The 13,484-nt window shown below is 35.8% G+C and carries 16 protein-coding genes; 11 read left to right on the forward strand and 5 right to left on the reverse strand.

Annotated elements, in window-relative coordinates; translation table 11 throughout:
* Positions 1–11: 11 nt before the first annotated feature.
* From CH364_RS01040 to CH364_RS01050, 3 genes are all read right to left on the reverse strand, one after another.
* Entirely contained in the window at positions 12–569 is a 558-nt protein-coding gene (locus CH364_RS01040; RefSeq protein ID WP_100741783.1) for a dihydrofolate reductase family protein, read from the reverse strand.
* A gap of 73 nt (positions 570–642) precedes the next feature.
* On the reverse strand, positions 643–1,098 hold the full coding sequence (locus tag CH364_RS01045) for a DUF3995 domain-containing protein (protein WP_100741784.1): 456 nt from the start codon (positions 1,096–1,098) through the stop codon (positions 643–645).
* Between the two features lie 72 nt (positions 1,099–1,170).
* Positions 1,171–1,413, reverse strand: coding sequence for a hypothetical protein (locus CH364_RS01050; protein ID WP_125178633.1), 243 nt, complete (start codon positions 1,411–1,413; stop codon positions 1,171–1,173).
* Between the two features lie 278 nt (positions 1,414–1,691).
* Here CH364_RS01050 and CH364_RS01055 point away from each other — a divergent pair, with 278 nt between their 5' ends.
* The 7 genes from CH364_RS01055 to CH364_RS01080 all read left to right on the forward strand — a co-directional run bounded on the left by CH364_RS01055 (position 1,692) and on the right by CH364_RS01080 (position 7,258).
* Positions 1,692–2,090 (forward strand): TetR/AcrR family transcriptional regulator C-terminal domain-containing protein, encoded by a 399-nt coding sequence (locus tag CH364_RS01055; protein ID WP_100741786.1) that lies wholly within the window; start codon positions 1,692–1,694, stop codon positions 2,088–2,090.
* Positions 2,087–2,254, forward strand: coding sequence for a hypothetical protein (locus CH364_RS18660; protein WP_165779466.1), 168 nt, complete (start codon positions 2,087–2,089; stop codon positions 2,252–2,254). The genes CH364_RS01055 and CH364_RS18660 overlap by 4 nt, the downstream gene beginning before the upstream one ends.
* A 49-nt stretch (positions 2,255–2,303) precedes the next feature.
* Entirely contained in the window at positions 2,304–3,005 is a 702-nt protein-coding gene (locus CH364_RS01060) for a hypothetical protein (protein WP_100741787.1), read from the forward strand.
* A 162-nt stretch (positions 3,006–3,167) separates the two neighbouring features.
* A complete protein-coding gene (locus tag CH364_RS01065) occupies positions 3,168–3,419 on the forward strand; it encodes a hypothetical protein (protein ID WP_100741788.1) in 252 nt (83 codons plus the stop codon).
* A gap of 30 nt (positions 3,420–3,449) precedes the next feature.
* Complete coding sequence (locus CH364_RS01070) at positions 3,450–4,493, forward strand: hypothetical protein (protein ID WP_100741789.1); 1,044 nt, start codon at positions 3,450–3,452, stop codon at positions 4,491–4,493.
* Positions 4,494–4,888: 395 nt separating this feature from the next.
* Positions 4,889–5,398 (forward strand): DUF1554 domain-containing protein, encoded by a 510-nt coding sequence (locus tag CH364_RS01075; protein ID WP_243401184.1) that lies wholly within the window; start codon positions 4,889–4,891, stop codon positions 5,396–5,398.
* A gap of 294 nt (positions 5,399–5,692) precedes the next feature.
* A complete protein-coding gene (locus tag CH364_RS01080; protein ID WP_100741791.1) occupies positions 5,693–7,258 on the forward strand; it encodes a methyl-accepting chemotaxis protein in 1,566 nt (521 codons plus the stop codon).
* A 20-nt stretch (positions 7,259–7,278) separates the two neighbouring features.
* Here CH364_RS01080 and CH364_RS01085 read toward each other — a convergent pair whose 3' ends face one another.
* Positions 7,279–7,779, reverse strand: coding sequence for a group II truncated hemoglobin (locus CH364_RS01085; RefSeq protein WP_243401185.1), 501 nt, complete (start codon positions 7,777–7,779; stop codon positions 7,279–7,281).
* 97 nt (positions 7,780–7,876) lie between these two features.
* The gene (locus tag CH364_RS01090; RefSeq protein WP_100741793.1) at positions 7,877–8,695 is read right to left on the reverse strand and encodes an arylamine N-acetyltransferase family protein; all 819 of its coding nucleotides are present in this window, start codon (positions 8,693–8,695) and stop codon (positions 7,877–7,879) included.
* Positions 8,696–9,318: 623 nt separating this feature from the next.
* Between CH364_RS01090 and CH364_RS01095 the strand changes: the two genes are divergently transcribed.
* From CH364_RS01095 to CH364_RS01110, 4 genes are all read left to right on the forward strand, one after another.
* Positions 9,319–9,699, forward strand: coding sequence for a hypothetical protein (locus CH364_RS01095; RefSeq protein WP_100741794.1), 381 nt, complete (start codon positions 9,319–9,321; stop codon positions 9,697–9,699).
* 77 nt (positions 9,700–9,776) lie between these two features.
* The gene (locus CH364_RS01100) at positions 9,777–11,174 is read left to right on the forward strand and encodes a c-type cytochrome (protein WP_100741795.1); all 1,398 of its coding nucleotides are present in this window, start codon (positions 9,777–9,779) and stop codon (positions 11,172–11,174) included.
* On the forward strand, positions 11,171–12,514 hold the full coding sequence (locus tag CH364_RS01105; protein ID WP_100741796.1) for a c-type cytochrome: 1,344 nt from the start codon (positions 11,171–11,173) through the stop codon (positions 12,512–12,514). Before CH364_RS01100 ends, CH364_RS01105 begins: the two co-directional genes overlap by 4 nt.
* Positions 12,515–12,596: 82 nt before the next feature.
* Entirely contained in the window at positions 12,597–13,181 is a 585-nt protein-coding gene (locus CH364_RS01110; RefSeq protein WP_100741797.1) for an SCO family protein, read from the forward strand.
* The last annotated feature ends 303 nt before the right edge of the window (positions 13,182–13,484 follow it).

Consider the following 13,484-nt stretch of genomic DNA (forward strand, 5'->3'; position numbering starts at 1 on the left):
AAATTTTTCAGTTACCTCTGTTTTTTATAATGAAGTGCGATAGAACCGGAGGGAAAAGTTTTTGAACCTAAAAAGTCTAATCGGAAAGTCTCTCGTAAACTGACCGTATCAAACAATCGAGGCCCACTTCCTGCGATCACCGGATGGATCACAAATCTATACTCATCAATCAAATGTGTTTCAGAAAGTTGAGAAGCAAGACTCAAACTTCCAATACAAATGTCCTTTCCTGGTTTTTGTTTTAAATCGTTCACTTCGTCTGCTAATGATTTTTTAGCTACCCTAGTATTCGGATCTTCCACCTGTTTGACTGTTCTGGAGAAAAGAATCTTTTCAAGCGAAGTAAAGACCTCAGCAAACTCATTGCTGACAGCTGACAAAGACTGATTCTTTGCAATGTCTGGCCAAAAAGGAACCATGAGTTGGTATGTGGTTCGACCATAGAGAATTTGATCCGCATTCTTTAAAATGTCGGTAAAGTACTGATGTATGTTATCGTCGGCAACCATCCCCGTGTGGCCATAGAATCCATCTGTTGTTGCATTGATTGCAAAAATAACCTTTCTCATAGTCTTTTTATAAGAAGTAAGTTTAGTTGTGAAAGTATATTTTGATCGGATATTTTGTAACGTAGAGAAATTTTTATAGGATGAGTATTAAAAGAGCCATTGCAATGACCAAACAAAGTGGATTGTAAATGCGTTTTGTGTAATAGACAAAAATAGGTTTCCATTGTTTCTTGATGAATGGAAAATAAGCAAGAACTCCTCGTAAGAAAAAAATCAATGATACAATTGCCAAAAGAAGTTTGATTCCAATCATCATTTCGTGATCTAACGAAAGATCAACTCTCAACGACCAGACGATTGGCAACATTGAAAACAAAAATAAAAAAATGGCTACAAACACACACATAAATGGAGAAGGAAACTGTTCCCCTTTTCCGAAGACTAAATCAATTAACTCTTGTTTGTTTTTTCCGGGCCAAAGCCCCCCAAAACCCCAGTAGACATGAATCACAGCGAGGGATAAGAGGAGGAATGAAGAGATGATGGCAATTGGGGTCAATCCAATTTGGAAAGCGTAAATCGAGTTCATGCAGACAACGATTTTATATTCATTAGTTGGATTTGAAAAGTAATTTTCCTTGTTTCAAAATTATCATCATTATCATTTAAAAAAAGGAATCATCTCTTGTAAAATGATATTAGTATCAACCATATGGTCTTGGCTTGCGGCTTCATGTAATTCAGAACTACTGATATTTTGACTGATCAAACTTGCTACTTTTTTGATTCCTTCCGGACTTTTTTCACCATAAACAATCCTTATCGGAATATTTATTTTTGATAATCTCGCGATATTCGGAATGTTTTCTGTAAGAGTTATATCATAGAGAAGAGTTGGTGCCAATTTGACTGTTCTTTTCCATCCTGGTGTAATTCTCAAAAAGAAAGTAAAAAACCTTGGCATGCCGATCGATACAAGAAATTCATCAATTGCTTTTGAGTGTTTTTTTTCATTTAAAAGCGTCACTACTTTTAGTTTTGTTTGTTTGTATTCGTTAGATTCATTTTCATTCGAAACATAGGACGGATCGTATATATAAACTTTTTTCCAATAAAGAATCTTTATTTAGTGAAATAATAATCAATTTAACCAATTCAAAAACTGAAGATTCCTATAAAGTATTGCAGGTTCCTGAAGGTGTAAAAGATATACAGAAATATTTAATCGATTATGCCATCGTTGAGGTTTCTACTTTAATGACACCAGAAGTCATCCAACTTCGAAGACTAGTGATTGGTGAAGCCGAACGTTTCCCTGAACTTGCGGCGCTATTTTTCAAAAAAGGTCCACAAGTTGCGTTTGATAAACTTGCAGAACTATTTGCAGTTTTTTGTAAGAAAGGTCTACTTCAAATTCAAGATGTTAAAAAAGCAGCAGAAGATTTTAATTGGCTGATTTTATCGAATTTTTTAAACAGAGCAATGTTTCTTGGAAATTCTAGTTTACCAAATCAAAAAGAGATTCGTAAACACGCAGTACATAGTGTATCAATATTCCTAAAGTTTTATGGAAAAAAATGATTCATGTTTATTTGATTCCATTCATTGATTTTCATCATTATATTACTGACGGTATCATTTGGAAACCTGCCACAAAGTCCCCAAAACTACTTTTTGTTAAGAAAGTAGTTTTTACTTACTCCGAAATCCAGTCCCAGGACGACGGTTTGGAAGATTCATTATAATATAGTAACTTGTTTTAACTGAAAATAAATCAAAGGTTGCTTAAGATATATGATCCAAAAAGTATTTCGTTATACCGGAATTTTTTTATTTCTTTCGAGTGTGTTTCAATGTAATCCGGAACAATCAAACAATTCAAATATTTTTGATTCCTTACTTACAAGTGTTAGTTTGATACAATCACAAAATAGTTTCAATAGTACCGGATTGGTTTCAACAAGAGAAATCAACATAGGGCTATCTCCGATCAATCTGTCAAATGATACGATTACATCTGACGGCCACAATTCCATTCGTCTGATTGGAGATGGGTCCATAGAAGGAGGTGGATTGTTGGTTTTTGTGAGAGAACAGTTGATTGAAGGTGAGACTCTTGTGGTAAACGGTCAAGTCCCCAAGGCACCTGTTTCTATAGAAAATGGTATCCCTAAATTTCATACGATTTCGGGCAAAAAATACGAAGCCATTCTGGACTTCTACATAGATGGTGCTAATAACACTGAAATCGATGGTTCATCCATTTTTTTACCTTTTACAGCTACTGGAAACGATCAAATCGAATTTTTCGTTTCAGGAACTGGGGGAGTCGGATTGTTCGTCAACGGAAGATCCCTTGTTACCGAGATTTTTTTCGCACCTGTTGGCCAGAATCTTGGTTGGAACAATCCACAAGAAAGAGAGTTCGCAAGGAAATCGAATTATGCAAGTTATGGTGGTAATCATTATGTAGTTGAATATTTATATAATCCATAAATATTTTTATCACATAAAATGGAACCGATGAATTTTATGAGTAGAATACTTCGATCCATGAACTATTTATGAAATAGAAATAGTGATTGTTTTAAAGTAAATAATATAGTAATTTTTCTGAAAACACGAAACACGAATGTCTTTCAATAAGGAGAGCCAATCATGAAAAAAATCTTAATGACTATAATATTCACTACTGCTTTCGCACTAGTTACTTTTAGTGTATATACTGCTGTACCGGCAGATATGGCAAAAGAAGTTTACATTCCTTTTGATCCAAACAAAAAGAAGGCGGGAGAGGAGTGTAAATCGTCCGACGAATGCCAAAAGCACCATGAGTGTACAAATAATGGTGAAAAAAATGTTTGCACGGCTCCACCTCCACCAAAGTTACCACCGGGAGCTGTGACTTAACATTAGGAGAAAGTGGGAATTAGCGGATCTATGAATTTAGTTTTGCCTAAAGTATCCCACTTTGATCTGATCTTCATTATCGGAATTGCTCTACTTGCAAGTATAATGGCCGGTGTCACGGTTTACTGGCCATTGCTCTTTATACCGATGTTAACAGTTCATAGTTGGCTTTTTGGATACGAACACCTTTGGGCCACATACACAAAACTTTTGGTTCATCCCGATGATCGAAAACGTCATGGACAATTGATTTTTTTTGTTCCTCTTTTGGTCTTATTAGTTCTCTTTTATTTGGCACAAACCTTGGGACTTGGAGGATTATATGTGCTTTATTTTTTTGGTCAATTTTTCCATACAGTTCGACAGAGTTGGGGGATAACTCAAACTTACCGTCGTCAGGCGGGTGGACTCATTTGGGATTCAACTCGCCTTTCAGAGATTACATTGTGGTCCGTTCCCATTTGGGGAATTCTTAATCGATGTGCACAACGACCGAACGAATTTCTTTTCCAAGAATTTTGGCTTCCATCGGTATCTCAGATCCTTGTTAATCTTGTTGGTTTCCTAAGTTGTATTCTCTGGATGTATTGGTTTTATACTCGCTTTACCGCCTATCGTAGAGGGGAACTTGCAATGGGCCATAGTTTATACATGATTTCACATCTACTTATATTTTTTTCTGGTTATCTTTTGATCGAAGAGTTGTGTTCGGGTTGGTTACTAGTCAACGTTTGGCATAATGTTCAATACATTGCTTTTGTTTGGATGTACAACAGAAACCGATTTTCCTCAGGACTTGATTCGAAGTCGCGAGTGTTGTCTTGGATTTCACAACGAGGCACAAAACACATTGCTGCTTACTTTTTAGTAACCCTTACGTTTGCACTACCAGTGTATTACCTTCTTCCTGAATTAGGATTCACTCTCGATTCTTTTTTAAAAGATTCAATGGTTCCTACCGCAGTCGTTCTTGCAATGACATTGACATTTCATCACTATATTACTGACGCTATCATTTGGAAACAAAGGAACAATCCGGATTTAAGATATGGTTTTCTTACAAAAAATGATTGAATGGCGACAGAATCTCGAACGAAGAAAGTTTACCATTGTTTAGTTAAATCCATTTAAGTTAAATTAGTATGAGAATTAGAAATTAGCAAATTTTACGACAGATATTGGAAACCATGACTCTAGCTACCCCAATAAATGCTGTATTTTTTGTCTTCCTGATTCCCGTCCCAGGAGGACAAAAAATACGACTATGTTAGAATAGAGTTCTAATCGCTAAATTTATGAGAATTATAATCCAATTCTATTGCCTTGGCCTATTGTGTTTTCTTAACTGCAAACCTGCAGAATTATGTAACCCTGCTGATACTTCAAGTAGATGTGGAATCTTACAGTTAACCGTACCGAAATCAATCGAAACGAGTTTGCCACGGACTCCCCACTGCTCACCTTGCAAAATGTTCGTAACAGTAGCGACGTATAATGCTAATTTAGGCGGTATTACCGGTGCAGATAACAAATGTTCATCAGATACAAATAAACCTCCTACTGGGATTTATAAAGCATTACTTGTGGATGATGCCAATCGCAGAGCCTGCACAAGTACTAATTGTAACTCTGGCGGAGTTTTGGAACAAATTGATTGGGTTTTATCACCAAATGTAAGTTATGTTCAATCAGCAAATACATCCAATGTTATTTTCATATCTGATCAAAATGGGGTATTTAACAGTACCTTCTCCAACATGATTTCGGCAGCGACTGGAATTTGGACCGGAATCAAAAACAATCCAAACTGGGATTGGCAGACAGAAACTGCGCATACATGTTCTTCTTGGACTGACAGTGTCTCAGCAAACTGTGGAACCTATGGGGTTACAACTTGGACTGACAGCCGTGCGATTGCAATCACATCCGCTTATGCAAGCGGAAATACTCTAAACAATTTACTCTGCGTGGAGCAATAGTTTCTTTATGTTCCAACCGTTTTTGCGAAGTCGAAAAGGAATTCTGATTAAAGTTTAGTTACCTTAGTATTGGATTTACTCCAAACTTTTGCATTTTGTACTAAGCAAAACAAAAACATAGTTCAATATTCCAAGGAAATTAACTCTGTATGTTTTACAATCACTTAGTGTAGAAAATCTACTAGTAATCACCGAAATTACTTTTTCGAATCTTGACCAAATTTATTAAATACGATATATTTCTTTTCGAATTATTCTAAAAGATTTCGTCAATTATATTGGAGATTTTGCCTTATGTCATCTGTTACCGGGAACTACCTAGAAAAAGGAAGTATGATTGCGAACACGATTCGTATTTCTTTTGCGATTGTGATGTTATCTATCAATATTTTCTTTATGGTGGCGATTCCCACAACGGAAAAAACAATGAGCCTCATTCTATCTTCTTTAGAGTTTGTGGTTTTATCGTATGGTGTTTTTACTTTTTGGCTCTATAGAAAGAAAAAATTTTATTTAAAATTTGCTTACATCTCCATTTTACTCGATATCATCATCTACGCTAGTGTATTTGCAATCGTAGTCATTATGTCCAAAACACCTGTGGAAAAGGTCGCCATTGCGACATTGCCATTTGTGATGTTAGTTCTTCTCTTCGTCGTAATTTATTCAGGATTTCTTTTGTCTTATCGGCTAACAATGGCAGTTGGATACATCGCAATTTTCAGTTTACTTTTGTATGTTTATTTAGGGGTCATTGGTGGTGCCGAAATCAAATTTATTGCAACTGCTGCAAATCAATTTGGAATCCCCTTTATTGGAATCAATACGATTGCTTTAATATGCGGTGTTCATATGATGAGTGCTGTCGTAAAATTTATGTCGAACTCTAGTATTGAAGCAACAAAATCTGCAGAAGATGCAAGGCAAAAGTCAGAAGCAGCAAATCTTACAAAACAAAACATCCAGTCGGAAGCAGAGACATTGAATAAAAGTGTTCAAGAAATGCTGAAATTCATGGATTCATTAAATTCAGAAATCCAGACACAAGTTTCAAGTGTAGAAGAAATCAGCGCATCAATGGAAGAACTTGCAGCTTCCATGGACAGTGCCAGCGATTTTGTAAAATCACAGTTTACTAGAATTGATGACTTAAACCACGAAAGTTCTGTGATGGATAAAATTTTGTCTGAAGTTTATTCATCAACAATCAATTTGGCGCAAACCACAGATGAATCCAAACAGTATAGTTTTCAAGTTACCACAGCAATGGATTCTGTAAGTTCCAATTTTGAAGAAATCAAAGAAAGTTTTCAAAAAGTGGAAGAGGTGAACCAGATTTTAAGAGACATTGCCGATCGTACCAACTTACTTGCATTAAATGCTTCAATTGAAGCAGCAAGAGCAGGCGAACATGGAAGAGGATTTGCAGTGGTAGCTCAAGAAGTTGCAAAACTTGCCGATAGTGCACAAGAAAATGCTTCCTTAATTTCAAAAATCATTACACAAGCAGCCAAACAGATTGTTAGTGGAAACACTGCTGCCTCCGAAACAAAAGAAAAAATGGGAATCCAAGACAAAAGTTTTGGGATTCTTGTTTCCAACCTATCTGATTTAAAGATCAAAGTGGAAAAACAAACATCGATTCATAAATCATTTTTAAATTCATTTCAGGAATTGTTCTCACTCTCTAAACAATTGGAAGTAGTGGCATCAGAACAAAAAACGGGAACACAAGAAATGTCAAGAGCACTTGTATCGATCGAACAATCTGCTTCTTCGCTTGCATCCAATACCTCTCACTTACGTGAAAATGTGGATGGACTTTCAAAACAATCAGAACGATTGGCAAAACACATTTAAGATAGGTTGGTTTTTGGATCTCAGTTTTCGTTTGGTTGATATGGTCCGCCCGTTTCTCCCCAACCCCATTTGGGCATTGGTTCGTTCGTGACCATTGGATTTTCGGTAAGCTGGGAATTAATCACCGCTAGGCGTGTGCCCCATTCAATGTAACCAACAAAGGCAGAGCGAAATTCCGGGTCACTTTTTAAACCGACTTCATCCGCTGTTTGTAATAATAAATGAACCCAACGTTGTCTTTTTTCTTCTGATAACATTTTTCCAATGTGGCGTCCAATCATTTGGGAATGGCTACCCTTGTCTTGGCTCGTATATAATTTGTCTCCACCAAAAACTTCTGCAACAAAGTGTGCTACATGTTGTACATGATTTGGGGACATATTTTTAAAAACGTCACCGAGTAAATCGTCTTTGAGAACCTTTTCATAAAATTTGCCAAATAACATTTCAAAGGTCGCCATATCGCCTGCCCATTCGAAAAGTGTCGGGATATTTTTCTTAGTAGAATTGTCTTTGTTCAAAGTTGGCTCCATTTGGTCATTTGTGGTTTTGTTTCCATCTATTCGTTGTTATACAATTTTCCTAGGTTTTTTACGTATATAATTATAATTTTTGAAATTATAAATCCCATTTTATTCCAGACGTCTGAAATTCTGTATCTAAAGGAAAGGTAAGATTGAAATTTTCTTTAAGAAGTTTTATTAGTTCTTTGGGTGATTTGATGATTGTTTTATTGGAAATTCCATTTTTGTCCCGTTCCGAAAATTCTCTGTTTACAAGTGTAAACCTTTTCCCGTTCTCTCCTGCCCTAGCAACGATTAAACGATCTTTAAAATGAGATTTTGGATGGTTACTTGTATACCAATTTGCTAACTCACGATCTATTTCAGGCATTTCTTCTAATGTAAATTCACAAACATCAACCCATCCATTAGGAAATAGAACTTGGTGGAAATAACGATTTCCTTCACAAACAATTCTCCTTGTTTCGTGATTTGTTTTTTGTTCCGTATTCTGAATGAATTGGATTGCTGATGTGAGTGATACTCCACCTACACCAACATCAGTGAACCAAGATTTACCAGAAAGTTCTACGCGTAGAAAAACATGTGTTCGCGGAGGAGTAAAATCCCTTGGTCGATCTAGACGAACTCTCGCACTGATAGGAGTCACTTCAAATCCTAGTTTCTGCAAAACTAACAAAAGAAGTCCATTCTGTTCGAAGCAATAACCACCGCGTTTTTGAATGATTAATTTTTCAAAAACAGCATCCAAACGAATATCAATGGTTTTACCTAACAAAATATCTAAGTTTTCGAAAGGGATACTTTGAACATGTGCCAAAGTAATATTGTTTAACAAATCTAGTGAGGGAATGCGTGGACCCTTATATCCAATGCGATCAAAATACGCATCCAAAAATTGATGATCATTCAAAAATTAAATCCTAAATATTTTCTTTATCATTGTGTATTGTTTTCAAAAGTAAATAAATTTTCTCGGAGTTGCGCCCATTGAACTGGTGCTAATTGTTTTTGATTCTAATACAAATAGAGTGGGTTTTCGACGAAGAACACTGGCATAACTGTTTTTTTGGGCACCTCGCAATTGAATTGTTGATTAAGCACTAAATTGAGAAGCGACCGTGCTTTCCGTTCCAATCTTTTCACTCACGTGAAAAGGATTTCCACTGCAATCCCTGGTGCGGGGGAGGTATATCATTCAGGAAAAGGCAATTGGAAGAAAGGGATTTAAGTTTATTTCTCGCGACCTTTAATAAAAAATATCTTAAAGAGTTAGGATAGATACAACTCCATAGGATGTGGTCTGATTTTTAAAAAAGTATTCTATCCGAATCCGTTTCAAATCTTTGCACAATCTTCTTGATTCGGTTGTTAGTCATCATACTTACTGGTTTAGATCTTTTTGCTGATCTTTCCTCTACGAAATTTCTTTATAAATGTATTGATCTAAACTTATGAATTGAATTCCTTTTTATAAATTCAAATAGATTACTTAATTTAAGTTTACAAAAGTTAAGTCTATGTGATATTAGGAGTATGGTTCGGCTAAGAAAGAGATCATACAGTTGGATTGGTTACCCTCTGTGTTTTTTAGCATTTACTGTTGCAGTTGCTACCTTTTTCCCATCAAAAACCATTAATCTCACAACGATTTGTATCCAAAATGACCATATCAATGAATTGGATATTGCTAAGTCGTATGAAAATGCTGGATCAAAAAACTCGGAAGGAATTCTTCTAAATTCTTCCACTTGTATAGGATCTCCGAAACCAAAGGAAGATTTTGATTCTCTTGCATTAGTAGAAACCAGCCAACAAAAACTTCAACCTACTAAAGAATTCTATACTTTAGATGGAACTTTCACTAATCAAATTTTACTTTCCTTCCTTCTTGCTCGTGCTCCACCTCTCGCCTAACTCCTAAACTTTTAACACACATCAATATATAGTTTAAAGATTCTCTCGAATCAATTTCGAGAAAGGAGTTATGTTATATGGATTTTCCCATATTTCACTTAGATTTTATGGGCAATCGATTGCTTATTGCTGTCATTGCCATTCTACATGTTCTCATCAATCATTCCTTAGCTGTTGGACTTGCTCCATTAGTTACTTATTTTGAATATTTTGGTTGGAAAAATAAATCCACAGAAATGGATCAATTTGCAAACAAAGTTATGTTTGTTGGGTTTGTCATTACAACTTCTCTCGGTGCTATGACAGGTGTTGGCATCTGGCTTTCCGCAAGTCTTGTAAGTCCTGCATCTATCGGCAGTTTAATTCGTGTTTTCTTCTGGGCCTGGTTTACAGAATGGATTGTTTTTGTCACCGAAGTCGTTTTAATCCTCCTATACTTTTTAACTTGGAAAAAATCACTTCAATCGGAAGAGGCAAAAAAGAAACACATCAAATTGGGAATTGCCCTTTCTATTTTTTCTTGGATCACGATGGCGATCATCGTAGCAATTCTTAGTTTTATGATGGATCCTGGAAGTTGGAGCCAAACCAAATCATTTGTCGATGCAGTAATCAACCCTGTTTATATGGCTCAATTGGCTTTTAGAACACCTGTTGCTATGTTTATGGCAGGTACAGTAGTTTTATTCTTATCTGTATTTTTTACAAAAAAAGGCAGCCCCTTACGAAAATCCGTTACCAAAACTACCTCCATTTGGATTCTAAGTTGGTCCATTTGGGTAGTAATTGGCTCAATTTTTTACTATTCTGTGATTCCTGATATGATGGCGAACAATTTGTCCATCGCAGTGGGAACAATGGAATTTTCAAATTGGTATGATAGTCTCCTCGTTGTGATGGGAGTTGGAATTATTTCCGTGATAGGAATTTCTCTCTATTCCTTGGGTGGAAAAAACTTACCGATCGCACTTTCTATCATCCCTGTTTTAATTTCTTTTTCATTACTAACTGTCTTTGAAAGGGCGAGAGAGTTTATACGTAAACCATTTGTAATTGGAAATTATATGTATTCCAATATGTTTCGTATTGAAGAATACCCTCTATTACAAAAAGAAGGAATTCTAAAACACGCAACCTATGTAAAACACAATTCCATAAATGATGAAAACATAGTGGAAGCGGGAAAAGATATTTTTTTACTCACATGCAGTAGATGTCATACATCACACGGAATTAATTCTGTTGTTAAGAAATTCCAAACTATGTATGGATCATCAGACTTGAACCCAGATGCTATGGTCGCTTATATACAGGGAATGCATAATGCTCGTTACTTTATGCCCCCGTTTCCAGGTTCAGAGTTGGAAATGAAGGCTCTAGTAACTTACATACAAAAAACAAAAGACTATCCAATCCCTACCGAAGGGGCTCAAGAAACAGGAGTGACTGTTTCTATCAAAAGAGGTCACCAATGAATATCATCTCTCTAATTTTAGCGAATGTTCCTGTCCCTAAAGACATCCCATTACCATTACCGGCACCAGAATGGTTGCTTGTAGGTGTTCTTGTTTTTTCTTTTTTGTGCCATATTCTTTTTGTCAATTTAATGGTAGGCGGAACACTTCTTACTTTTTTCGCTCAGTTAAAAGGATTAAGAGAAAAAGATTATGATACTTTAGCACACGAAATTGCAAAAACCATCACAGTAAACAAAAGTATGGCTGTTGTTTTAGGAGTAGCTCCACTTCTTGCCATCAACACTTTGTATACAGTTTATTTTTATTCTGCAAATGCATTAACAGGATTATTTTGGATATCCATCGTACCACTTGTTACCGTTGCATTTCTACTGACATATCCGCACAAATACCTTTGGGAAAAATTACAAAATAACAAAGGTTTGCATATTTCAATGATCGGAGCTGCCAGTGGGATATTTCTTTTTATTCCTCTGATTTTTTTAACCAATATCAACCTAATGTTATACCCTGATAAATGGGGAACTATCACAGGCTTTTTCTCCGCCATGTTTCTTCCCAATGTGTTCCCAAGGTATTTACATTTTATTTTTGCTTCTTTAACAGCAACCGGTCTTTTTCTCTTTTATTACTTTGGGCGAGAATCTTACTCATTCGAAAAAAAATTTCTAACTTTAACAAGATATGAAGTAAGAAAGAGAATGTATTCTCTAGCTTTTATGGCAACATTACTTCAGTTTGTTGCTGGCCCTCTCATCCTTCTCACACTTCCAAGTATTGCCATCAGTTGGAATCTGTTTTATCTTTTAGGGCCTGCGATTCTTTTGGCGATTTATTCACTCTATTTAATGTGGAATGGAATTAATGCTAATGAAGAAAAGATTGGAAAAGATTTCATAAAAGTTGTGATCACTCTATCCGTTGTTGTTGTACTTATGGTGAGCGGTAGGCATGTCGTAAGAGAAACAGCACTTGGTCCACATAAAAAATTGGTAAAAGAAAGAACACTCGCTTACGAATCAAAAATTCAAGAAGCATTCCAATCCAAAACCAATCAAAAAGAAGTTACTTTAGCCAGCTCAGAAAAACCAAATAAAGAGGAAGGTGGCAAAATTTTCCGCGGAAATTGTTCTGCTTGTCATTCCCTAAAAACGAAAGTTGTAGGTCCTCCTGTAACTGAAATGGTCTCTATATACAAAAAAGATAGGTCAGCTTTAATTGCTTGGATCAAGGCACCAGGCAAAAAAAGGAAAGATTATCCTCAAATGCCTGGTTTTCCATCTCTTTCCGAAGGAGAATTAGATTCCTTAGCGGAATACATTTTAGACAACCCGTAATAGCCAATGACTGGATCGGAGGGAGGAGACACCCTCCGATTTTTTTTCTTGAGACGAATCTATCTCAATCTAATTTTGATCCATGCGACTTTTGATCGGATTCATTCTCTGTTTTGTTGTATTACTTTGCAAACCAAGTTCTTTTTTCCAGAATCAAGACAATGAAAAATTAGCAACTAACTTTGAGCTGATAGATACAAACCAAAATTACTTTCGTTTTTATGAAGACACTGAATCAAAATCTTTGGTGGTTCTTTTTTTTGGATACTCTCACTGCCCTGATATTTGTCTTACAACTCTCACTAAATTTTCTCGATTGATTGAAAGCTTTTCAGAAGAAGACTTACAAAAAATTCAATTTGTCTATGTATCAATCGATCCAAAGAATGATGACCCACTAACATTAAAAAAATATATGATGGAATTTTCAAAAAAGATCATTGCTCTTACTGGTGATGCAGCGGAAATCAAAAAAATTGTGAATGATTATCAGTTAGTATTGTTAGATAATCCAAAATTTGGTAAAGTCAAAGGGGAAGGCAAAATTCTACATTCAACTAATATTTACCTGATCCAAAAGAACCACAAAATCGCTAAAAGTTTGCCTCACCAAATTGGATTAGAAACTTTAAAAGAAGAAGTACTGGAGACACTGGAACACCAGTAATAAAAATACTAGGTATACATAAAAGATAAGAAGATAGAATCTTCTTTCTTCTGACTACTTTTTCAACTGAAGCAGTTTTCAGTTACCAGATTCGACACGTGTCCATAATTTTCATTGTCAGGAATTCAAAGGTTCATCATTCTTGGCTAGTTTGAACTCGTCTGACGAGGAAACAGAAGGTGTCCATGTTTAAAATCAATCGATCAGTTTTGTTAATTCTGGTAGTTCTACTTCTACCTGTTCTATATGTTAGCTTTCTTTATGTTTCGAGACAAGAAAAAAGAACGACTCCGGTTTTCCCTG

The organism is Leptospira harrisiae (genome assembly GCF_002811945.1).
GTDB classification, from domain to species: domain Bacteria; phylum Spirochaetota; class Leptospiria; order Leptospirales; family Leptospiraceae; genus Leptospira_A; species Leptospira_A harrisiae.